This is a genomic window from Flavobacterium arundinis (assembly GCF_038289855.1).
Classification (GTDB): Bacteria; Bacteroidota; Bacteroidia; order Flavobacteriales; family Flavobacteriaceae; genus Flavobacterium; species Flavobacterium arundinis.
Genome location: NZ_JBBYHR010000001.1, coordinates 57,589 through 81,917, shown reverse-complemented (window position 1 = coordinate 81,917; position 24,329 = coordinate 57,589). Strand labels below are relative to the sequence as shown.

Here is a 24,329-nt window from a genome sequence, read left to right as displayed (position 1 = left end):
GTGCCAACGCTCCCTGAAAAATGACGGGCATCATTTTATAAGGAAATCAATTGGTGCAGATTTGTATCTTAATGAGCAAAGACACCACATTATGAAATTTATACTATTTACCGCATTATTGCTGGCACTGGCCCCGAAAGCATGTGAAGACGATACAGAAGAGAAAACCCTGTACGAAACCACCGAGCAATCCGATTACGAAGAGCTGGACTACAAAATACGCAACGCCGCTGCCGAATGGAAATTGTTTAAAAAAGAGTCTGAAAGCAATATCATGACTGCTAAGAAAAAGATTTCAAAGGCTACCGACAGGCTGGATGACCCCAACAGGAAGCAGAAGCTGAAATTGCGCAATGCCATTATAAATGCCGAGGGCCAGCTGGAACAGGTCAGCGAAAAGCTGCTCAGGGGCGAACGCTTTGAGGATAAGATGGATAATTACAAGGTTGATGCATCCGTTATACAAAGGATGGAAAGCTTTATGGAAAGCTACCGTAAAAAAGAAGAAAAGCTTAACGAAGCCATTGCCGAAATGGAAAAAATCTAAGGCGTAAATACTTTTAAAACAAGAAGAGGCTGTCGGTTTTATGACAGCCTCTTCTTGTTGTAAATCATGCGGGGATGCCCAGCACAGGAATAGTTGAATGGAACGCCATTTGTTTGGACAGGCTGAACAGGAATAACCGCTCAAACAGGTTTTTATGATGAATAGACATTGCCGCAATGTTGATCTTATGATAATCGATAAATTCCAGTATCAGATCTTCGGTTGCATCGGTGTTTATAAATGAGAAGGTGATGTCATCGCTTTTAAAGCTGTCCTTCCATTTGGATATATGTACCCCAATAGCATCGTCATTATGTTTCTTTACTTCCAAAACATGGATGTGTGCTTTAAAAATATCCGCAAAACCCTTTGCTTTTTTCAGCAGGCCTGTTTCATATTTTTCATATTCGGTAAGGAAAAGTACTTTTTGTATCGGTTCGTAGGCATAACCTTCAGGGACTGCAATTACAAACGATTTTGCATGCCTTATTACCTTTTCGGCTATAGTGCCTAAAAACACTTCCTTCAGGCCGGTAGCCCCTTTAGTACCCATCACAATGATATCGGCCCTTTCACTGGCAGCGGTAGTTACTATTTCGTCAACAGGTATGCCTCTTTCCAGCATGTGGGTCACAGGTATATGCTCCATTCGCTCCCTTTCGGCAATATCCCTTAGCTTTGGTACTTCACTTTTAAAATTTTCAAATACGCCCCATTCTCCAATATTGTAATTTTCCAGCAGGAAATCATAATTGTCAATTGCCAGGCCAATGGGTAACTCATATACATGGAGCGTAATGATCTCTGCGTTGATGTTTTTTGCAAGGTGCAGCGCATATACAAATGCATTGAGTGATGCAGCAGAGAAATCTGTTGGGAATAAAATTTTTTTCATGGTCTGTAGTTTAAAATTACTTTATAAAGGTATTTTAATTCTTAGCCTTAAAAAATGATATTCATCAGATTAGCCTTTGCAAAAACCTACGGTGAAAGCGAGTTCCTAATATGCCGCTGCAAAAAATAGGCCTCTGTCGGTTGCAGTGCATATTAGTTCTTAAGCTTGTTGAGCTTTTCATAATTCAGCACCTGTATCGTACTCCCGCTTTTCTCGATAAGCCCCTCTTCTTTAAAATCGGTCAGGGTACGGCTCACGGTTTCGGGTGCGGTACCGCATATAGCAGCAAGGTCATCACGGCTTATTTTGATGCTCCTGGCACTCTCGCCCTGCTGGTCCAGAAGGCGTATGATGGACTGCGCAATTCGCTTACGTACCGAGAGGTAGGCTATCTGCAGCAGCCTGGTTTCTTTATCACGTATGTTATTGGCCAGCATCCTGATGAATTTGGCGCCAATGTCCGGGTGCAGGAACAGGAGTTTGTCCAGCTGTTCGCTCGGCAGGAAACTCAGTTCGGTATCTTCTACAGCCACGGCAGTATCAATATAGGTATCGCTGGATAGTATGATATTCAGGTCCAGGTAATCATTCGCGGCATACATTCCCGTTATCAGTTCGCGGCCATCCTGTGTTAGCTGTACCGTTTTTACCCTGCCGCTTATAACAAAGTAGATGCCTATAACACGGTCACCTTCATGGTGTATGGTCTGGCTCTTCTTAAATTTGCGGGTGTCGCGCTCCTGCATCAGCTTTTTCAATTCTTCCAGGCCATCTTTCCTGCTGATGATGCTATCCAGTTTTTCAGCGGTTTTGCCGTAAAAAAGCTGTTGCACTTCCTTTTTTTTAAGGCGGCTTTCTATCGCCCTCAACAGTTCGGTATCGTCAAAAGGCTTGGTGAGATAGTCATCGGCGCCAAGCTCCATTCCCCTCCTTACATCTGTACGTTCCGCTTTTGCCGTAAGGAAGATAAAAGGCGTTGCCCGCGTTTCAGGATGCTTGTTCAGCGCGTCTATCACGCCGTAGCCATCTATTTCGGGCATCATGATATCGCAGAGGATTATATCGGGAACGTGCTTTATGGCAAGTTCAACGCCAATCCTGCCGTTTGGCGCGGCATGCACGTCATAACCCGAAAGCTCCAGTATTTCGATGATGTTTTCGCGGATGTCGTCATTATCCTCTATTATAAGTACTTTGGTCATTGTATTGGGAATGTGATTGTAAATATGGTTCCTTCGTTGGTGGCGCTTTTAAAGTCGATGGTGCCGTTCATCAGGTTCACATAGCGCAGCACGATGTTGAGCCCCAGTCCCGTACCGGGAATGTTGCCGGTATTCTGTGCCCTGAAGAACGCTTCGAAAAGGTGCTTGTGCTCTTCCTGCGGTATGCCGATGCCGTTATCTTCAACAGTAATTACAAAGTTATCGGCATCAATATGTGTGGCAAGGTGTATGGTGGTATTTTCTCCTGAATATTTAATTGCGTTCGACATCAGGTTGAAGATGCAGTTCCGCAGCAGGTTGCGGTCGAGGCTTACTTCGGTAGTATTGCCTTCATGGTTATATATAATGTTTTGGTCTTTTTTCGCGAGCAGTTGCACCTCATCTGCAATTTCTCTGCAAAATTGCTCAATGTCAAAAGTTCCCCATTTCACTTCCACTTTTCCGGCTTCCGCTTTCTCAACATGCAGGAAGTCGTTCAGTATCGTGGTAAGGTTGTTTACAGCGCTTTTTATTTTGTAGAGGTGCTTACCCACATTGGTATTTTCGAGCGATGCGGTGTAGCGCTCTATCAGTGATGCCGACAGTTGTATGGAGCTGAGCGGTGTGCGGAATTCGTGCGATGCCATAGAGAGCAGGCGGCTTTTTAGCTTCCCCAACTCCTTTTCTTTTTCGAGCGACTGGCTTACATCTTCCTTTGCCTTGGTCAGCTCCTCGATGGTTTCGTTTAACGAGGTCGTCCGTTCCTTTACTACGTCTTCCAGGTGCTGGGTATATTCCATAAGACGGTTTTCGGCTTCCTTCTGGTGGCTCAGGTCGTGTATGAATCCGGCAAACATCCGCTCGCCCTGGAACTTCACTTCGGTCACCCCCAGCCGGAAGGGGAACAGGCTACCATCTTTTTTAAGTCCCGTAACATCCCTTCCAAACCCTATGATATGGGCCTGCCCGGTATGGCGGTATTTCTCAATATAATCATCATGCCTTTCTTTATCCGGCGGAGGCATCAGCATGGCAACATTCCTGCCTACAACCTCGTCAGGGCTGTAAAGGAACAACTGGCATGCCGCAGGGTTTATGGATTCGACAATGCCCTTATCATTGATGGTAATGATACCGTCTATGGCATTATCTATAATGGAATTCAGAAGCGCCTCGTTTTTCATTGATTATTTTTACTGAGCAACTATTTTAATAATTAACCTCATAAATATACAGGCTTGTTTAATGCTATTCTTTGATTAAAACTTCCACAGGCAGCAAAGTTTCTATTCGCTGTATTGATATAATCAACAGTTGGCTATAGCATTTCTGTATCTTGACCGGTTTAATTATTCCGGACAGTTATTAAAAACAAATATCGGAAAAAAATTCTGTACGAATTATCATAAAAATAAGTGCCTAGGCAATATCTTTCCCTTTCGGCAAAGACAGATGATTAGTCGCGGCATCTCTATAAATTTCCTTATTCACCGGCCGCACTCCAAGGATGTAAAAGCGGCTGTTTTCGCCGTCTCTTGCCCATTTAAATTCTACCGGATGTCCAAAATACGTTTCCAATAGCACTGCCTGTCCTGCAAGTTCAAAAACCCCTGCATCGTCCAGTACAGGTTTTTCTCGCAGTTCGGGTGCGGTAATAAGCGTCAGTGTAGAGTTGGTTCCCGCAGAAATATCTTTATATACAGTCATCCTGCTTTTACTGCCTATCGTTTTTATACTGCTGTGTTTTGTTTTTTGAAAAGGCTTGGGAATGATATATTCGTCCCAGGTTTCCATAGGGGTGTTTTGTCCCAGTCCCCAGTTGCCGGTAAGGCGTACCACATCGGAAAAACCGGGAAAGGAATGCGATGTATAACCAATGCCTGAGCACCCTGTATCGGCACGTACCATGCGTTGTATGGTGATGGACAAGACTACCGAATCATGGGTAATGCCATAGGTTTCCCTGAATTTTATAGCCCTGTTGCTATACAGCGAGGCATAGCAGCATTTAATGGCATAAATGAGCGCAAGAGGCCCGCGTATGTTCAGGTACGACTCATGCAGCCCTTCCGGGAAAAGATGCATAAAACCCATCGAAAAGGCACTGCTTCGAACAGCCACATCATTATTTTTAGCAGTCAATAATACTGCATAGGCTTCCGTTATTTCCTGTTCGGGCCCGCGAGGAAATTTAGCATCCATGATTAATTTTCGTGCGGCGATGCCAATTGCATTCAGGTTCGAAAATTCCGTATGGTCCAGCCGCTCCATCAGTTGCCGAAGCGATTCATTTAAGGTATTATATTGTAAAAATAGCCTGAAAGCGGCAGCAGTAATAGCAAAGCCATCGGGAATGAGCAATCCTTTTGGGGTGAGGTTATTATACATTTCTCCTAAGGAAACGTTTTTACTCCCCACTTCTGCAACATCATTTATGCCCGCCTCGCTGAATTTTATTATATATCGCTCCATTTCGTAGCTGTTAATCTGCTTTGTACCTAATGAGTACCGGCAAAACTAAAGCATTGGAGGCTACCGGTAAATGACCTGTATCACAAACCGGTTATTTTATTTAAAGCAGGAAGCTGAAACAGGCTCAGTCAGCATTTGCAGTCGGCAAAAGAAGGCGATACCAAAAGCTTTACAGTGAGTTTACAAAGTCGAGCAGGTTCTGGCGTTCGCGGGTACTAAGCTGCTTAAACATTTCTTTTGATTGTTGCGCTTCGCCACCGTGCCATAAAATAGCCTCGGTGACATTGCGTGCACGCCCGTCATGCAGCAATTGTGTATGCCCGTTTACAGTACTGATGAGGCCAATACCCCAAAGTGGCTGGGTGCGCCACTCGCTGCCGGTAGCCAGAAAGTCAGGAGAGCCATCTGCCAGGCCGGGGCCCATATCATGCAGCAGCATATCGGTGTAAGGGCGTATCGTCTGGTTGCGCAGCCCTGCAATCGGGTGGTCGTTTCCGGTCTGCATTTTAGGGATGTGACAAGAAGCACATTTTAAGTCTGTAAAAAGTTTTTTGCCACGCAGTACGTTTTGTGCATCATAGTTACGCCTTACGGGTACAGAAAGTGTTTGTGAGTATAATACCACACGATTGAACGAAACATCAGGTATTTCGGGGGTACCGCCATTCGAGATACCGCTTATGTCAAACCCTGTCGGGGCATATTCATCAGGAAATATCGGGGATGTAATACCCATGTCGTTTAAAAAAGCGGCTGCGATCTGCTGCCGTATGCTCGGCTGGTTGGCCTTCCACCCGAAAAGCCCCATTTTAATGCTGTTGCTTTCTTTGTCGTACACATAATTTGCCCTGCCGGAAATGCCGTCACCATTACTATCCGATTCATCGGCAAAATCAAGGTAGGTATCGTGCTGCACAGCTTCAAGCAGGCCAAGCCCTATAACCTGGTTGGCTACACGGGGTGATATGAGCAATCCGCCTGCCAATGGCCCATAGCCCGGCGAATTGATATGGTATGTCGGCGATTGCAAGGTTATAACCGTGCCATCTGCCAGCGTTTCATTTATGGTTTGGTAGGTTATGGTAAATGCTCCTTTTGGCGTAATGCCTAACAGTGCGTTGTCCTGTAGCTGGTGCCCGTATATAGGGTCGGTAAGTCCTGCACCCCATTCGTCAGTACCCGCTATGTTCAATCTTAAAAGCAATCCTTTGCCCATTTCCCCGTCAAAAGCAGGCGGGCGTCCACGGCCATCCTTAAAGTGGCAGGAGCTACAGGATATGGCATTAAAGAACGGGCCCAAGCCGTCGCGTGCCGTAGTAGAGGAGGGGGCTGTTACCCAGCTTTGCCTGAAGAGCGAATTGCCCACGCCAAAATCGACAGATTGGTCAGCGCTAAGGGTGGAGGAGGCAAAGCCAAAGGCCTCTTCGGTAGCATTTATAACAGTAGAAGTGCCGCCGCTGTATTGCTCGCCGTCTTCGGCGGTAAGGGTTCGGTAATCTTCTCCTTCATTAGCACAGGATAGTATCAAAAGACTTGATATCAGCAGGCAGGAAAGTTTTAAGGTTTTCATTTATAAAGTGTAAAAAGAGCGCCGCAAAATTACGGCACTCTTTATAAATAATTATATCCCAAACAAATTAATCAATTCCGTTTACTACGATTCCTGACGCTGTAGCGCTTGCAAGAAGTTCCTGTGACAGGGAAATGATCTTAAGGTACGCTGTTTTTACTTTAGCGCCCTCAGTACTTGTCGGCCCTCCGCTTATTGCAAGGTCAAATGGTGTCGCGATAGCCGCAACATCTGTCAGAGCTGCATTTATAGTTGTTTCAGTAGTTTGGTACTGGGTGTTGTTCGCCTGCCTTACAAGGTCGGCCAATGAAGCGCCGTCTATGTTGCCATATCTGCCTTCGTATACATTAATGATACCCTTAAGGTTAAGGTATATATCGCGGTGCGTATTGTCGCTAAAGCACGAATGCTCATCTTCCTGGTCGCCATTCTCAAGGGCAACCGACATACGCTCTATCGGCAATTCAGACGCCGCAAGCGTAGTGATGCCAAGGTAAATGTTCTGAAGGGCGATTTCTTCCGGCAAACCAAGGAAAGTATTCCTGTAAGAACCGCCTGTTTTCCAAAGGTCCACAAGGTAAGTCAGGTGGTCGGTAAGCAGGTCGGCAGCAGCTTTCAGGTATGCCCTTCTTCTGTCCTGGTTGCTGGCAGTACCGCCATCAACAAAATCTGTATAAGGCCTTAGCCCCGCCTGGTTGGCAGCAGGTGCTGTAAGGTCCTGGCCCCACAGTAAAAACTCAATAGCGTGGTACCCGGTAGAAATACTCTTTTCATCTGCACTCTCGTTAAGGTCGACCAAAAGGGCTTTGCTTATTGTAGGATATATAGCCGGTTTGTTGATGATCCCTCCACCATAATCAGGAGAATTGCTGTCGTTCACATAGTCAATATAAGCCTCGTCCAGTGGCCATGCATTGATAAGTCCTTCAGGAGCTGAAAAGTCCTGGTCGTTATCTATCGGGCCGTTTGCAAAACGGAAAGCCTCGGTAGTGCCATAGCTTTCACGGGCTGTTTTCCACGCTGCTTTTGCAGTATCGAACTTTGCCTGTGTAGGGTTTGCTGTAAAATCGTTGATGGCTGTTTCAAGGTCATTAGCATCATCAAGCGCATCCTGGTAGTTCTGGTAAACAATGTTAGCGTAGTTTTCTATAACGGCTCTCCTGGTAACAGTGCTGTTCCCTGAGTCATCGTCGTTGCTACACGCTGTTATAATAAGGCCTGACGCGGCAAGAAGTAGTAAGCTTAAAGTGACTTTTCTCATCTGTTTTTTTATTTAGATTGATTAAAAACAGTGCAAAAATAGGAACTTTTATATTAGATAAAAATATTTTTTTAAAGGAATATAAAAATTATTTGGAATAGTTATAAATAAACACGCTATGTTCATACATTTGCATAAAATTTTTTAAATGAAAAAAATCCTTGGACTATGCTTCGCGGTAGTAGCTGCCGCCTGCTCCTCTTCCGACAGTGGCAATGTAAACACGGGAAACTATGACCGCACAGCGCTCATGACCAGTTGGGCCGATAATATCATTATTCCCTCATTTGAAAATTACCAGGCGAAGGCCAATATCCTTACTGCAAAAGCAACGGCATTTTCAACAGCCCCATCACAGCAAAGCCTTGACGAATTGCGTGCGGCCTGGCTGGATGCTTATCTTGCCTTCCAGCACGTTGGTATTTTTGACGACACTAAAGCAAACGAGCTCCACCTTATTGAAGGCAGTAATACCTATCCTTCAGATGTAGCAGGGATTAACAGCAACATTGCATCGGGTACTTACAACCTTTCACAGCCGGTGAATTATGCCCGCGAAGGCTTCCCTGCACTGGATTATTTGCTATATGGTGTTGCTGATAACGATGCTGCTATTATTACGTATTATAGCGGCAATACCAATGCACGCAACTATGTTGCCGACCTTGCCTCCCATATAAAGACTGTTGCCGATGGCATTTTAGCCGACTGGAACGGCGGTTACCGGGCTACTTTTATTGCGGGCACAGGTACAGGCGTTAGCGCACCGATAAACCAAACGGTAAACAACTTTGTAAAGAACCTCGAGAAAGATGTACGTACGCCAAAACTGGGTATACCTGCCGGGCTTTTTAGCAACGGCGCTACGTTCCCTGATAAAGTGGAAGGCTATTACAGAAACAATGTAAGCAGGCAGCTCCTTACCGAGGCCATTACCGCCTCACGTGATTTTTTTAATGGCAAATATTTTGGTTCTCAAACTACCGGGCCGGGACTCAAAGGTTACCTTGATGCTGTAAATGCCGTTCGTGACGGGCAAAATCTTAGCGACGTGATCAATGCCAAATATGATGCTGCCCTTGCCGCTGTTGCCCTGCTTGATAACAGTTTCAGCAACCAGATAGCAAATGATAATACAAAAATGGTTGCGGCTTACCAGGCGATGCAGCAGCTTACAGTATATGAAAAGCTGGACATGCTGCAGGCGCTCAACATAAGTATCGATTATGTAGATGGTGACGGGGATTAAGTAACTTTATAAATTTTTAAAAGTGTATCTAACCACATAGGTACATAGATATAGATTGCTTCAAAAAAGTTAGAAAATTGACCTCAATTATAGTCAAACATAGTAATGAAGCTATGCTTCAATACTATTGTGGGCTTTAACTTACAACCTGAAAATTATGAAAACCTATGTATCTATGTGGTTAAATTAAATTTTAGACAGTTTCTAAGCTATGTTGCAAAAGCGATTCCATACCTATTTAAATACCTACACCGATGCCGCTACACTGGCTTTTTACAGGGTGGCCTTTGGGTTGATGATGTTTTTTAGTGTGGTGCGGTTCGCAATGAACGGCTGGATCGATAAGTTTTACATAAAGCCCGGTTTTCATTTTACCTATTATGGTTTCGAATGGGTGAAGCCAATAGGGATCTATACGTACTTAGTCTTTATAATATGTGGCATTTCAGCGCTCATGGTGGTTGCGGGATACCGTTACAGGTTAGGTATTGTGCTGTTTTTTCTGAGCTTTACCTATATAGAGCTGATGGACAAAACCACCTATCTCAACCATTATTATTTCATATCGGTTGTAAGCTTTGTCCTGATCTTTTTGCCTGCCAATGTATTTTTTTCGGCTGATGCCAAAAGGGATCCGGCAATCTTTAGCAACACTGTCCCACGCTATACAACAGACATCCTTAAAGTTTTACTGGCTATCGTCTATTTTTATGCCGGCCTTGCAAAACTTAATTCCGACTGGCTTGTTGATGCCATGCCATTAAAGATATGGCTCACCGGTAACACGCATTTGCCCATAATAGGGCCTTTGCTCGGCAGGGAATGGGTTGCCTATGCCTTCAGCTATATTGGCGCTATCTACGACCTTGCAATTGTTTTCCTTCTAATAAACCGCCGCACCCGCCTGTTTGCCTTCGCTTTGGTTGTGATATTCCATCTACTTACCCGCATCCTTTTCCCGATAGGTGTCTTTCCGTATGTTATGATCATATCGTCACTGGTATTTTTCAGCCCGCAATTCCACAGGAAGGTATTGGCTTTTCTTTTAAAGCTAATAACTTTCGGAAAGAAAAAATTGCTGCCTCCTGTTGAAACAACAGTATCGCCTGTAAGAAGGCAATTCAGAAGTAATGGAATTGCTTATTTTTTAGCATTCTTCCTTATTATCCAATTAGTGCTGCCGTTCCGTTACCTGCTTTACCCTTCAGAACTGTTCTGGACCGAGGAAGGCTTCCGGTTTTCATGGCGGGTAATGCTCATGGAAAAGGCCGGTTACATCCAGTTCAAGGTGTCCGACAGCATCACCGGTAAAACCGTATATGTAAACAACCGCGACTACCTTACGGCGTTCCAGGAGAAACAAATGTCGTTCCAGCCCGATTTTATTTTGGAATATGCCCACTTTCTGAACGACCTTTACGCCCGCAAAGGAATGGCCGACCCTAAAGTGTATGCCGAGAGCTACGTTGCCCTCAATGGCCGCCTCAGCACCCTCTATATTAATCCTGATGTTAACCTTGCGAAAGAAGATGAATCATTTGCCCACAAAACCTGGATACTGCCATTCAATGATACGATCACTGGGTTTTAGCTTCCTGCTGCTTATTGCCTTTATCCCGTGTAAGGTCTTGGCACAGGAGCATTTCCATACCGGAATTGTCGTTGACGAAAGCAGCAATGCCATTACCGGCGTACAGGTTATTGATACCGAAACCGGCACTACTGTCGTTACAGGTACCGACGGTTCATTTTCAATAAACACTGCTAAAGAGGAGTTGCACCTGGCATTATATAAAGAAGGCTATGCGCTTTTGGAGCAGGACATCACTGCCGGAATCCAAACTACTATAACGCTGCAAAAGATCACCGAACTGAATGAAGTTGTGATCGAGCGTGGCCGTGATCGCCTTTTTGCGTTAACCCACCTGAAGGATATAGAGGGCACTTCTATTTATGCCGGCAAAAAAACGGAAGTAATTGAAGTCGACAGGCTTACCGTGAATAAAGCGACCAACAATACACGCCAGATATACGCCCAGATCGTGGGGCTAACCTTTGCCGAAAATTCGGATGGCGGCCTGCAGCTTAACATTGGCGGCAGGGGTCTTAACCCCAATCGTACCAGCAATTTCAATACGCGCCAAAATGGTTATGACATCAGTGCCGATGTGCTGGGTTATCCCGAAAGCTATTACACGCCACCTTCCGAGGGGGTAGAGCGTATACAGGTGATACGCGGCGCGGCATCGCTACAATATGGTACGCAGTTCGGTGGGCTGGTTAATTTTGTAATGCACAAGCCATCGCCAAAACCCATGGAAGTAGTGGTAAGGAATACCGGCGGCTCATACGGGCTGTATTCCAATTTTACAAGTTTAAGCGGTACCGAGGGCAAGTTCAGTTTTTATACGCTTTTCAATTATAAACAGGGCGACGGTTTCAGGCCCAATGCACAGTTTAACAGCCGCAATTTTTTCATAAACCTAAACTACGAATTTACCCCGAAAACATCGCTCCATTTTGATTATACATTGTTCGATTACCTTGCAAAGCAGCCAGGCGGCCTTACCGACCCGATGTTTAACAAGGATATGTTCCAAAGCAACCGTACCCGCAACTGGTTCGATGTGAATTGGAACCTTTACAGCCTGCGTTTTGAGCATGCTTTTACGGATGATGCCCGCCTTAACGTACAGCTTTTCGGGCTCAATGCCTCACGCAGTGCGCTTGGGTATCTTAGCAATCGTGTCAGCAATGCCGATACCCCCGGCTCGGTGCGCGACCTTATAAAAGGCGATTTCGTCAACTGGGGCACCGAGATAAAATTCCTCCAGCAGTATTCGCTCAAAAACCAAAAAAGCGCCTTTATGGTTGGCATGAAGTACTACCAGGCGCGCAATACCGCGAGCCAGGGGCCGGGTAGCAGTGGGAGCGGGCCGGATTTTGATTATGCCAACGCCGAATTTCCAAACTACACGAACCAGAGTAGTTATGTATACCCCAACCTTAACCTTGCGTTTTTTGCTGAAAATATTTTCAGGCTTTCGGATAAATTCACCATCACTCCCGGGATACGGTTTGAAAATATAAAGACACGTGCCGATGGCTACTGGCGCCGCATCAATACCGATCTTGCCGGGAACATCATCCTCGACCAGCGTGAAGATGAAAACGTGGTTAAGAACCGTAACTTCATCCTTGCGGGCATAGGGTTTAGCTACAAGCCTTCGACAAAAGCGGAATGGTATGCCAATATTTCCCAAAACTACCGTTCAGTAACATTTAACGACATACGTACTGCCAGCCCCGGCCTTGCGATAGACCCATCTATTACTGATGAGAAAGGATTTACTTTTGACCTTGGCCTTCGTGGCAGGGCCGATGAAAGGTTCAGTTACGACACCAATATTTATGCGCTGTATTACAATGACAAAATAGGGGAGTATATGGCCCCGAACCCGAATGGTAGTGGCGCTGTGGTGCGTTACCGCAGCAATGTGGGTACTGCCATTACCTATGGATGGGAGATTTTGGCCGACTGGAACATAAGCAATACCTTCTTTAAGGAAAACGAAAGCTTTTTATGGACAGCCTTTGTGAATAACGCTATCACCGGAAGCCAGTATTTAAAGACCGACGTACCGAATACAAAAGGCAATGCAGTAGAGTTTGTCCCGCTTATTAACCTGAAAACGGGTACTACCGTAGGGTTGGGCAATTTTAAGGCATCTTTACAGCTTACCTATTTATCCGAACAATATACCGATAGCGGCAATGCCCCAACCGACCCCAACGATAACAGCTTCGGTATATTCGGGCAGATACCGTCGTACTATGTCGCCGACTTTTCAGCGTCCTATACCTGGAAGAACTTTAAATTGGAAGCAGGCGTTAATAATTTTACCAACAATTATTACTTTACCCGCAGGGCTACCGGCTATCCGGGGCCGGGCATATTACCAAGCGACCCGCGTACGATATATACTACATTACAAATAAAGATATAGCGCAGTTTAACGAAATGGGTTGTTTTTAAGTCTTTTCACAATCAAATTCTTTTCAAAATATATTTGATATAAGAATTTAAACTACATTTGGATATTATTTTCATATAAATTTGCGGGAATAAATCAGTAGTGCTATTTGATAAATGAAGAAGACTGAATATGCAATAGTGGATATCGAGACTACAGGTGGCAATGCCGGTGGCAGCCGCATTACAGAAATAGCTGTTATCATCCATGATGGGGAAGTTATACTTGAGCGTTTCGAAACCCTTGTCAACCCGCAAAAAGAGATCCCGCTGCCTATTTTTGCCCTAACCGGTATTAACAATGAAATGGTTAAGGACGCACCTGTTTTTGACGACATTGCAGAAAAACTGTTTTGTATGCTCTCCAACAGGATCTTTGTAGCACATAATGTCAACTTCGATTATTCCTTTGTCCGCCACCAGTTGGAAGAAGCAGGTTTTAAATGGACAGCAAAGAAACTGTGTACGGTGCGCGCGGCAAGAAAGATAAGACCGGGGCTGTCTTCTTATAGCCTGGGCAACCTTTGCCGGTCGTTGTACATACCCATAGAAAACAGGCACCGTGCTGGCGGTGATGCCGATGCTACCGCCATATTGTTTTCGCAATTGCTCGAATGGGATAGTGAAGGAGAGATGGAAAAAATGATCAAAAAGACAGCACAGGACCAGCGCCTCCCGCCAAACCTCCCGCCTGAAGATTTTGAGCAGTTACCCGAAAAGCCGGGCGTATATTATTTTTATGACCAATCGAAGAAAGTCGTTTACGTTGGCAAAGCAGTCAACCTAAAGAAACGGGTAGCTTCCCATTTCAGCGGCCATAAGATCACCCCGCAAAGACAGCATTTCTTACGGGATATTTACAGCATTTCTTTTGAAGTTTGCGCTACCGAACTGATGGCGCTGCTACTCGAATGTACCGAGATTAAAAAGCTGTGGCCTGTATACAATAAGGCTTTAAAACGCTTTGAACCCAAGTATGGCCTGTACGAATACGAGGCCCGTAATGGTTACCGGTACCTGGCAATTGGCAAGGTTACAAAATTTCAAAAATGCATTGAGGTTTTCAATCAGCTGTATGACGGAATACGGCTGCTGCAGGATCTTTCGGCACAGTTTGAAATTGACCACCGGTTCTGCAAATACTGTAGCCCGGGAGAAGGGGATGCACCTCACAAAGCGGACATCAGTAATTTACCCGATGTAAAGCAGCATAACCTGCAAATAGAACGTGCCCTCGAATTTTACATAAAAAGCAGGCCTAGCTTTGCCATCCTGGATAAAGGCCGGGCGGCTGATGAGCGCAGCTGCATCTGGGTTGAAAACGGACATTTTTACGGCATGGGTTATATCGCTTCGGATATAGGGTTTGCGGAACCTTCAGAGGCAAGGGATCATGTTACACCTTACCGGAGCAACCAGTATATCATGCACCTGCTGTATTCGTATGCCGCAAAATATCCTAACAAGGTTATAGCCCAAAAACCGCTTTGTGAAATAGAAATTGAATAAGCCTGGCGGAAAGATGTATTCCTCTAGAGGATCTCATCGATCATCCCGAATTCCTTTGCTTCAACAGCAGTCATCCAGTAATCACGTTCGCCCACTTTGCAGATGGTTTCATAGGATTGCCCGCTGTGCGATGCAATGATCTGGTACAATTCTTCCTGTATTTTAAGCACCTGTTTTATACTGATGTCCAAATCGGCTGCCGTTCCCTGCGCACCGCTTGATGTCTGGTGTATCATAACCCGCGAATGTTTAAGCGCCGACCGCTTTCCTGCCGCCCCGGCGCACAGCAGCACCGATCCCATAGAGAGCGCGACTCCTGTACATATCGTGGCAACATCGGGCGAGATGTACTGCATGGTATCGTAAATGCCGAAGCCTGCATAGACTGAACCCCCTGGCGAATTAACATACAGTTGTATGTCCTTATGGGCATCGAGCGATTGCAAAAAGAGCAGCTGCGCCTGTATGATGTTGGCATTCCGTTCTTCCACAGCCTCGCCAAGGAAAATCACCCTGTCGACCATCAGGCGTGAAAATACATCCAGCTGGGTCACATTGAGCTGCCGTTCTTCCATGATATAAGGCGTGAGTGCCATTGGCCTGGCATAAGCTTGTGTATTTGTAATGTATTTGTCAACATAAATACTGTTGATCCTGTGGTGCTTTACCGCATAGCTGCGGAATTCTTTTGAATCCATATTTTTAGTTTTAAGTTCGTATAAAGCATGAGGGAGCCGGCACCTTAAAAAAGGTGCACGGATAATTATATGTTTCAGGTTTATTTGCTAAAGATATTCCGGATCTTTTGGCGGAACGATTCGTGTTTTTTGGCGGTGAATACTTCGTTTGCTACTTCTTCAATCTCTGTTTTCAGTTTCAGGCGGCCATATTCACGGGCTAGTGCATAGGTTTCCTGTTGCCAATGAACACTCGCCTTTAGCTGTGGTTCAAGCAGCAGCCTTGCCTGGAACAGCACCCTGTCTTCAGGATTGCCGGACGACAGTGCATAGCCTTCTATTGCCTGCATATCATTCCATGAAGTCTTCATACTGCAGCGATTTGGTTTTTACGGTATCTTTTACTTTCTCAAGGCATTTGAATTTCTGTACGGTAGCCGAACGTGCGCCCGCAAACCCGAAACGCTGTGCCAGGCTTTCCATATCCAGTTTTTCATAATAGAACGCCGACAGCAGTTCAAGGCATTTCCGCCCTCCACTGGACAGCAGGTCGGTTAGCCTTCGCGATGCTACTTCGGTATAGTGATATTCTTCAGGTGTTGTCAGAATTTCGTCAACAGCACAGTCTGATGTATTGTTGTGTTTTATCCGGAGATGTCGTGCTATGCCAAGGATATACGATGCCTCACTATACCGGAGGGTGATGCCGGTACCGAACTCTTTTTCCATAAAGATCAGCAGCGCATCGTGAAAGAGGTCTTTTGCTTCTTCACGGGTGCCGCCCATCCTTGCCACATAGCGTGCCACCAGCGGGAAGGCTTTCACGTACAATGCCTCAAGCCTTGCCTTGCGGTCGTTGCTCATGCTATCGATAATATCTGTAGCCATAAATGATGTGTTTATAGATAAGTGCACAGAACAGATGGAATATCACCCATAAAAGTAAGATATTTTATTTTTCCGGACTTCAACTCTACGCCATCCCTTACCCATGAATCCTCGTCCCGGCAATAATATTTACGGCCAGCGCCACGATTATGGTGTTGAATATAAAGGAAATAATGCTGTGCATCAAAACATACCTGCGTATTGTTTTGGAGGAAATGGTCACGTCCGATACCTGGAACGTCATCCCTATCACAAAAGAAAAGTAGGCAAAATCGATATAATCGGGCGCATCCGGATTAGGGAAATTTATACCGCCGGACCCGTCCCCGTTTTTTATAATCGTATCATCGTGGTACAAATGGGCATAACGCACGGTGAAGATAGTATGAAAGAGCGCCCATGATGAGCATATTGCAATTAGTGTAACAATTGTTGCTACTCCCTTGTCAAATGATGGCGTATCGTTATTGAATATGAGTAAAAGCGCTCCTGAAAAGCTTATGCATACGGCTGTAAGTATAATTGCAAATATGGTGCTGATGTTATCGTCCTGCTTTTTTACGATTTTTTTCTGTTCGCCTGCCGTGGTGGTGCAAAAAAGAAACCACATCATCCCGGTCATTGAAATGGCAAATACATCCCACCCGGCCATAATACGTGTCATAATGCTGAGTTGTACAGGAAGTAGCCCGCCTGAACAAACCAACGCTAAAACCAACGCCGTTACTAATTTTTGATATCCATTGGAATGGAACACCCAGTTGGAAACCTTAGATCGCTTCATTGAAAAATTTGAGTTATGATGCAAGGTACAAATTAAAAGAAATCCGAGGTTGCTATGACCGGTTATTCATATAAACTTCTTAGCCATAATTTAAAAATGTTGCAGTATAGCCATTGCAGTAAAGTTTCGAATATAGCATTTGGAGAATGTGTACGAAAACTTCAGGATGAACGGAATGTGTGTTTTTTTTAATTGATAAGCCAACCATCAGGCAAAGAATAAACTACCTGCAACAGTCTCTTTTCATAATTCATTTTAGTCGATTTCCAGCTGTTTTTATTATAACGTATACGAATTGTGCCTGGTTTTATAAAAGAATTATGATATCTGCGAAAATATGCTGTATTTAACTTAAATAAAATTCTTTAGTTTTACAGGGTATTGCTCACATAACACAGAAGCTATATAATCCTACCATATTCCCTTTTTTTAAAATGAAAAGATGCCTTTTGATCGTATTGGTATTGCCGTATTTTTTATATGCACAGAACAAAACTACCGACACTGGGAAAAAATTAGCGTCGATAGAAAAACTGCTTATGGTTAATCCTGACAGCGCCCATGTGCTTATCAGGCAGATTATGGACCATAAAGTCAGGCAGAATGATACTATATATGCTATGGCCAACACTTATAATGGATATTATTATTTGGTAAAGAATAACCTCGACTCATCTATTTATTATTATGATAAGGCACTGGACTATGCTGCAAATACGCCATCTTACCGTGCACGGGCTTTACGGCTTATGGCAGCTCCGTACCGTAAAAAGGCAAATTATGAGAAGTCGCTTCAACTGCTCGGGCGCGCAGAAAAAGAATATAGCTCTATTAATGACACACGGGGACTGGCAACTGTATATGGGGAGATAGGAGCCAATTATAATGCGATGCTAAAGCCTCAGTACGCGATCCCATACCTTATTAAAGCGATTGCATTTTTTGAAAAGGCAAACAATAAAAAAGACCAGCTTCCCATAAAGCAGAGCCTGGCCAATACCTACATGAATATTGGCAACTACAAGTTTGCGATTGATTTGTATAAAGAAACATTACAAGGCTTTAAGGAGGCCGGAATGCTAAAGAATTATTATTTAACGCTTATCAATTACAGCGAATGCCTTATCACCGTTGGCAGGGACGATGCAGCTAAAACATCACTTTTGGAAGCGATAGCCGGACTGGGGCAGTTTAATGATAAAGAACTTATAGGCAGTGCTTATGCCACCCTCGGCAGGCTCGAAACCCAAAAAAGTAATTTTGTGCAGGGTGAAAAATATTACGAAAAAGCATTCAGCCTCCTGTCATCTGTAAATTCGGGAAGGACAGTGCCTTTGGCCAATTTATACATTAAATCGCTTACCTACCTGAAAAAAACAGACAGAGCCCGCGAAGTTATTACGCTTGTGGACAACAGCACGTTTAAAAGCAAGGCAAACTTACAGGACCTTGCGCACTATGAAAAAGCAAAGATCGAAGTCTATAAAAAAATTGGCGACCATACTATGGCACTTGCCAGCGCAAAAACCACGATAGAATTATTGGATACCCTGAACAGTACCCAGGATAAAAAAGCGGTGATAGCGATGCAGGCTGGCATACAGCGGGACTACCAGGGTAAGAAAAGCGATACGCTGAAGATGATCAACTCAAAACTAAAAGAATCAGTTGATAGTACTGAAAATAAAAAATTGCTTTGGATATGGCTTCCATTAGGCGTGTTAGCAGCATTGGTGTCTTACTATTTGTATAAAACAGTACAGCACAGGAGGAAAGTGGCCGAAAACAAATCTGCTATTAAAGAACTGGCAACAGAACAAAAAACGGCACGCAGGTTAAACAAGAAACTGCATGCAGATATTGAAGAAAAACGGGAACAGCTCCGCAATATTGAGTTAAAGGAAAGCGGTATAGAAAAATACTTTGAAAAGGTAAAAGGCTATGATCAGGACAAAGAGCCGGAAGTGAGAATGCCGGATATAAATCCTATGAAGACAGAATTAAAAAGTCTTCTTGGAGATGAAAATTATGGTGAAAACTTTCGGGAGAAATTTACCGGTTCCAATAGTGCATTTATAAAAAGCCTGGGCAAGGATTATCCTCAGCTTAGCGAAAATGACCTTTTCTTTTGTGCCCTGCTCAACCTGAACCTGCCGTATAAGGACCTTTCGATTATCCTGAAGGTAGTACCGGAGGCTGTACGAAAAAGAAAATACCGCATCAGGAAAAAGATGGGCATTAGCGAGGATCAGGACCTGGAGCATATACTGGCACAATATAATAAAAAATCAAAACACTGATTTTAAATAGAGTAGATTAATGTTTTTATTTTAATGTCCCGCTTTTGTCTATACCTGAAATTCTGCCGCTGAATTAATATGTGGTTATTTTGCCACCATTAAATCAGCTAATACGAATTTTATGAAGATGAATTTTTACAGGCTCGGTGGTTACCAATTATTCCTTGCCATTGCCCTATTTTTAAATTTCGGACTTTCTGCACAAACCATCCGTTATGTGAAACAAGGAGCGGGCGGCGACGGCTCGTCATGGGGCAATCCGTCAGGTAGCATCTATACTATGGTTGAAATTTCTCAGCCGAATGATGAGGTATGGGTAGCTGCAGGTAATTATACAGAAGATTTCCTTTATATGACCCCGGAGGTGAAGGTGTATGGTGGCTTCCCGGAAAGCGGCAACCCGACGATGGGGCAACGCAATTGGGCCGCTCATACATCAACTATATTTGGCAGTCCCTTTTTCTACGCAGGTTCCCCTGCAACGGTGCTGGATGGCTTTACTGTTGTGGGAGAAGATAATGACAATGGTGTTTGGGTGCAAAATTCGTCACCTACCCTGCGAAACCTGAATATAAAAGCCCCATTTGCCCTAAGGCTGGAATCATCTGCCAGCCTGGTAAGCAATGTACAGATTACAGGCCAAAATTACGGTATAAATGCATACGGCAGTACTGCGCATTTGCTGAATGTAACCATTGTTTACAACTGGCAATATGATATAGAAACACAAGGGTCTGCACTAACGATTTCCAACTCCCTTATAGGCAGTGTCAGCAATATGTCTGAAGTGGTGTCGGTAAGCAACTCTATCATAGGAACATCTATGGCCGGCGTATTTGTCGATGACGGTGCGGGGAATTTTACCCCTTCGCCCTCCGGCCCGGCTTATAATACAGGCAATACTGCCCTTTTCCCCAACGCAGCAACGGCAAAAGACCTTGGGGGTAATGCCAGGGTGAGTGGCAGTGCCATTGACATGGGGGCATATGAATACAGCCCTCCCACGATCCGCTATGTAAAAGAAGGCGGAACAGGAGACGGTTCCAGCTGGGCGCTCGCCTCCGGTGATTTCCAGCAGATGATCTATAGCAGCAATTCCGATGATGCCGTATGGGTTGCAGGGGGCAGCTACTCTCCCGGCGCAGGCCAGTCGTTCAGCATGAAACAGGGCGTAGCGATATATGGAGGGTTCCCCAATACTGGCAATCCGTCTATGGCAGATCGTAACCCCGCACTGCATGAGGTGGTGTTGAACGGCAATGGATCACGGGTGTTCGACAACGTTGGCCTTGACAATACATCAATACTTGATGGGTTTACGATTACAGGCGGAGGCGGTGTTATAAACGGTGCGGGTATGCAAAACACCAATGCTTCACCTCTGATTAACAGGTGCATTTTCAGGAACAATACCACGGGAGACTGGGGCGGCGGAATGTACAACAACACGAGCAACCCTGTCATAACCAATTCCCTGTTTCATCATAACATTGGCGGCGGCGGCGGTGCATCATTCGACCACAACAGCAGCGTGAATTACATAAATGTAACGTTTACTGAAAATACCGCGGGTAACGGAGGAGCCATACATACTTATAATGGCGGAGCGATGACAGCCTCTAACTGCATCTTCTGGAATAATCATGCTTCCGGCGACGGTGACCAGTTTTTTTCCCTGAGCAGCATGACGGTAAATAACTCGATTATATCTACTGATAGCGGTAATCTGGCCGGGGCTTATACCCTTAACAATTGTATTTCCGGCGACCCGGGATTTGAAGATCCTGCAGCCAATAATTTTAGCCTCACAACATGCGGCCCCGCCACCAATATTGGTAATAATGATTTCCTTGCCAATGCGGCAACGGCAAAAGACCTGGGTGGCAATGCCCGTTTAGACGGGTCGAATATTGACGCGGGTGCCTACGAATTCCAGCTGGTAAACGGAACTCCAGTTCCCACTGCGCCAGGTACCCAAATTTTTGAGCCAGGCGCGACCGTTGCCAATCTTGAAGCTACAGGTTCTGATATCCGTTGGTACAATGTGCCGGCAGGCGGAGCTGCACAAGCAGGCGATACCCAGTTGTTTACTCAAACCTATTATGTGAGCCAGGCTATTGATGGCTGCGAAAGCGCCCGTGTTGCCGTTGCTGTAACGGTAAATTACCTTCCCGTTCGTTATGTGAAGCAAGATGCATCCGGACTGGCAGACGGGAGCAGCTGGGCAGATGCATCGAACGATCTTCAGGCCATGATAAATGCCGATGGTGTTCAGCAGGTGTGGGTGGCACAAGGTGAATACCTAACGCCGCTGGACGTAGCGTTCACCATGAAAGATAATGTAAAGATATACGGAGGATTCCCTGCTTCAGGAACACCGGGCATGGCCGACAGAAACATCCGTCAGTTCGAAACAAAACTGGTGGGGAACGGTAACAGGTTAATTGACAATAACAATAACAACCTTACCAATACCGCGTTGCTGGACGGTTTTACAATGCTGCAAGGCTATACAGATAACAACGGGGGCGGAATAAGCAACATTAATGCCTTCCCAACGATTGCCAATTGTATAATCAGGGATAACCATGCTGCCAACTGGGCCGGCGGAATATATAACGAGGGCAACGGAAGTACAAAAATTGTTAACTGTGTGTTTTACAACAATTCAGCAAGTGGGGGCGGGGCGGCTTTTGACAACCTTAATGCCGCACCGGTATATACCAACGTCACGTTTGCCAACAACGATTCCAGCCAAAATGGCGGCGCGATACACACTTACCAGAATGCCTTATCCACACTTCAAAACTGTATTGTATGGGGCAATTATGCTGAGTATGACGGTGACCAGGTACTCTCTGCCGGAGGGGGCAGCGTTACCGCTAATTACACCATAATTATAAACGATGGTGAAAATGTTTACGGGCCATTTAACGGCGCAAACATATTATCTGAAAATCCGTTGTTTACATCTCCCGGTGGAGCCAACTACACGTTGAAGGCAGGCAGCCCGGCAAGAGACAGCGGGAGCAGTGCCCTTTACCCGGGCGCTGCGACAGCGACCGACCTTGCAGGAAACCCGAGGCTGGATGGTACCGCCATAGATTTGGGCGCTTACGAATACAAAGTCAGCTGTACTATTGCTACCGTATGGGATGGCAATGGCTGGAGTAACGGCACGCCTGTCTCCAACAGCTATTCAGTTACCATAAACGGCAATTACAACTCCGCGATTAATGGTGAAATAATCGCCTGCTCAGTTATAGTAAACAGTGGTGATGTCGTAATTGCAGAAGGCAATAACTTCAAAATAAAGGGTGCTGTAAGCATTGATAATAACAACGCGACATTCACGGTACAGCAAAACGCCAATCTCATCCAGATCGATGATGCAGATAATACAGGCACAATTAATGTAATAAAAGAAAGCGCCCCGTTGTACCGACTGGATTATGCACTATGGGTCTCGCCAGTCGCAGGGCAGAAGCTAAAGGCTTTCTCTCCACAGACATTGGATAACAGGTTCTATAGCTATAATCCTTTGAGCGATGCTTATGCTACTGTGGCTGCTCCTGCCGCTACTGATTTCGCCGAAGGCAAAAGCTACCTTATCCGTGTGTCGAATGCCCATCCGGCCTACGTGAGCGATGCTGTAGCACCAACACCGTGGGAGGGTACCTTTACCGGTGTCCCGAATAATGGAAATGTGAACGTGGCAGTAGTGCCAAATTCCTCGCCGACCCAGGAAGATGCTAACGGTGTGAAGGGCTTCAACGCCATTGGCAACCCGTACCCGTCAGCCATTAACATTGCAGCCTTCTTTGAAGCCAATCAAAATAATTTTGCCAATAATACCCCCATTTTCTTCTGGAGGAAAAAGAACGAAGCAGGCACCTCCAGTTATGCCTCCCTGACCCTTGCAGGCTACAACGCCAACAGTGGCAACCCGTTTGGCGACAGCAGCGACGGTGCGTTTGATGACCCGAATGATAGTGACAGTTGGGTCATCAACCCGGGGCAGGGCTTTATCGTGAGGGCAACTAATACTACCATAGTCTTTAACAACGGAATGCGTGCGGCTGTAAACAACGGCCAGATGTTCCGCTCGGCAATGGATGCTTCGGATAAATCACGACTGTGGCTGAACATTACCAATAGCGAAGGATTATTCGGGCAAACGACCATTGCCTACACGCCAAACACCACACTCGGCCTTGACTACGGCTGGGACGGTTCGGCCATGACCGATGGCAGCATTGCCATTTATTCCCTTGCGGGAGAAAGCAAATTGGGCATACAGGCGCGTCCGGCCTTCGACCCGGCAGATGAAGTGCCGATGGAATACAAGGTAACCGCGGCAGGCAGCTATACGATATCGATCGACCATTTTGATGGAGTATTCACCCAAGGGCAGAATATCTACCTACGTGATAATGTTTTGGGTGTGACACACGATCTGGAAACGGCGTATGACTTTACTACGGAAGCCGGAATAACAGCAGGCAGGTTTGATGTGGTATACGCAGAAGCATTGAATACTGATATACCCGCATTCGATAGCAACAGCATCATCGTCTACAAGCAGGGGAGTGCCATCAACATAAGCACAGGCAATGTGGATATGAAGTCAGTTGCGGTTTACGATATCCGTGGAAGGCTGCTGTATTCATCCGACAATATTAATGCGGCTGAAACATCGATCACGACATTGCAGGTACAGGAGCAGATGCTCATTGTGCAGGTGACTACAGTGGAAGGTGTAAAGGCATCTAAAAAAATAGTGTATTAAATTCCCCCTACAAGCAGCCTCCAAATTGGGTAGCAGAAAAAGGGCAGCGGTAGAGCTGTCCTTTTTTCGTTTATATATGAGGACATTGCCAATTTATTCCGTCTAAATTAATCGTTAGATAATAAATTTATATAATGCATTGATAATCAGTAG

Annotated in this window: 17 protein-coding genes; 7 read left to right on the top strand and 10 right to left on the bottom strand. The window is 45.3% G+C overall.

What is annotated here, in order from left to right:
- Window positions 1-91: 91 nt before the first annotated feature.
- Window positions 92-547, top strand: a complete 456-nt coding sequence (locus AAEO56_RS00355; protein ID WP_341695020.1) for a hypothetical protein — start codon at window positions 92-94, stop codon at window positions 545-547.
- 64 nt (window positions 548-611) lie between these two features.
- Here AAEO56_RS00355 and AAEO56_RS00350 read toward each other — a convergent pair whose 3' ends face one another.
- From AAEO56_RS00350 to AAEO56_RS00325, 6 genes are all read right to left on the bottom strand, one after another.
- On the bottom strand, window positions 612-1,442 hold the full coding sequence (locus AAEO56_RS00350; protein WP_341695019.1) for a universal stress protein: 831 nt from the start codon (window positions 1,440-1,442) through the stop codon (window positions 612-614).
- Window positions 1,443-1,594: 152 nt separating this feature from the next.
- A complete protein-coding gene (locus tag AAEO56_RS00345; RefSeq protein WP_341695018.1) occupies window positions 1,595-2,644 on the bottom strand; it encodes a response regulator in 1,050 nt (349 codons plus the stop codon).
- Complete coding sequence (locus AAEO56_RS00340) at window positions 2,641-3,828, bottom strand: PAS domain-containing sensor histidine kinase (RefSeq protein WP_341695017.1); 1,188 nt, start codon at window positions 3,826-3,828, stop codon at window positions 2,641-2,643. Before AAEO56_RS00340 ends, AAEO56_RS00345 begins: the two co-directional genes overlap by 4 nt.
- Before the next feature lie 235 nt (window positions 3,829-4,063).
- On the bottom strand, window positions 4,064-5,116 hold the full coding sequence (locus AAEO56_RS00335) for a PEP/pyruvate-binding domain-containing protein (RefSeq protein ID WP_341695016.1): 1,053 nt from the start codon (window positions 5,114-5,116) through the stop codon (window positions 4,064-4,066).
- A gap of 169 nt (window positions 5,117-5,285) precedes the next feature.
- The gene (locus AAEO56_RS00330) at window positions 5,286-6,686 is read right to left on the bottom strand and encodes a di-heme oxidoreductase family protein (protein ID WP_341695015.1); all 1,401 of its coding nucleotides are present in this window, start codon (window positions 6,684-6,686) and stop codon (window positions 5,286-5,288) included.
- Window positions 6,687-6,753: 67 nt separating this feature from the next.
- Entirely contained in the window at window positions 6,754-7,947 is a 1,194-nt protein-coding gene (locus tag AAEO56_RS00325) for an imelysin family protein (RefSeq protein ID WP_341695014.1), read from the bottom strand.
- A 148-nt stretch (window positions 7,948-8,095) separates the two neighbouring features.
- On the opposite strand from AAEO56_RS00325, the gene AAEO56_RS00320 reads away from it, so the two are divergent.
- The 4 genes from AAEO56_RS00320 (at window position 8,096) to AAEO56_RS00305 (ending at window position 14,738) form a co-directional block, all read left to right on the top strand.
- Window positions 8,096-9,196: an imelysin family protein gene (locus AAEO56_RS00320; RefSeq protein ID WP_341695013.1), complete on the top strand. Its 1,101-nt coding sequence runs from the start codon at window positions 8,096-8,098 to the stop codon at window positions 9,194-9,196.
- Between the two features lie 211 nt (window positions 9,197-9,407).
- Window positions 9,408-10,787 carry an HTTM domain-containing protein gene (locus AAEO56_RS00315; RefSeq protein ID WP_341695012.1) on the top strand — a complete coding sequence of 460 codons (1,380 nt, stop codon included), beginning with the start codon at window positions 9,408-9,410 and terminating at the stop codon, window positions 10,785-10,787.
- Window positions 10,765-13,203 carry a TonB-dependent receptor family protein gene (locus AAEO56_RS00310; RefSeq protein ID WP_341695011.1) on the top strand — a complete coding sequence of 813 codons (2,439 nt, stop codon included), beginning with the start codon at window positions 10,765-10,767 and terminating at the stop codon, window positions 13,201-13,203. Before AAEO56_RS00315 ends, AAEO56_RS00310 begins: the two co-directional genes overlap by 23 nt.
- A gap of 143 nt (window positions 13,204-13,346) precedes the next feature.
- Window positions 13,347-14,738 carry an exonuclease domain-containing protein gene (locus tag AAEO56_RS00305; protein ID WP_341695010.1) on the top strand — a complete coding sequence of 464 codons (1,392 nt, stop codon included), beginning with the start codon at window positions 13,347-13,349 and terminating at the stop codon, window positions 14,736-14,738.
- A gap of 23 nt (window positions 14,739-14,761) precedes the next feature.
- On the opposite strand, the gene AAEO56_RS00300 is transcribed toward AAEO56_RS00305, so the two are convergent.
- The 4 genes from AAEO56_RS00300 to AAEO56_RS00285 all read right to left on the bottom strand — a co-directional run bounded on the left by AAEO56_RS00300 (window position 14,762) and on the right by AAEO56_RS00285 (window position 17,087).
- The gene (locus AAEO56_RS00300; protein ID WP_341695009.1) at window positions 14,762-15,436 is read right to left on the bottom strand and encodes an ATP-dependent Clp protease proteolytic subunit; all 675 of its coding nucleotides are present in this window, start codon (window positions 15,434-15,436) and stop codon (window positions 14,762-14,764) included.
- Between the two features lie 80 nt (window positions 15,437-15,516).
- Window positions 15,517-15,786 carry a hypothetical protein gene (locus AAEO56_RS00295; RefSeq protein WP_341695008.1) on the bottom strand — a complete coding sequence of 90 codons (270 nt, stop codon included), beginning with the start codon at window positions 15,784-15,786 and terminating at the stop codon, window positions 15,517-15,519.
- Window positions 15,767-16,303 (bottom strand): RNA polymerase sigma factor, encoded by a 537-nt coding sequence (locus AAEO56_RS00290; protein ID WP_341695007.1) that lies wholly within the window; start codon window positions 16,301-16,303, stop codon window positions 15,767-15,769. Before AAEO56_RS00290 ends, AAEO56_RS00295 begins: the two co-directional genes overlap by 20 nt.
- A gap of 97 nt (window positions 16,304-16,400) precedes the next feature.
- Entirely contained in the window at window positions 16,401-17,087 is a 687-nt protein-coding gene (locus AAEO56_RS00285; RefSeq protein WP_341695006.1) for a DUF1345 domain-containing protein, read from the bottom strand.
- Between the two features lie 434 nt (window positions 17,088-17,521).
- Here AAEO56_RS00285 and AAEO56_RS00280 point away from each other — a divergent pair, with 434 nt between their 5' ends.
- Both AAEO56_RS00280 and AAEO56_RS00275 read left to right on the top strand, forming a co-directional pair.
- Window positions 17,522-19,387 (top strand): tetratricopeptide repeat protein, encoded by a 1,866-nt coding sequence (locus AAEO56_RS00280; protein ID WP_341695005.1) that lies wholly within the window; start codon window positions 17,522-17,524, stop codon window positions 19,385-19,387.
- A gap of 121 nt (window positions 19,388-19,508) precedes the next feature.
- Window positions 19,509-24,176, top strand: coding sequence for a choice-of-anchor Q domain-containing protein (locus AAEO56_RS00275; RefSeq protein WP_341695004.1), 4,668 nt, complete (start codon window positions 19,509-19,511; stop codon window positions 24,174-24,176).
- Window positions 24,177-24,329 lie beyond the last annotated feature (153 nt).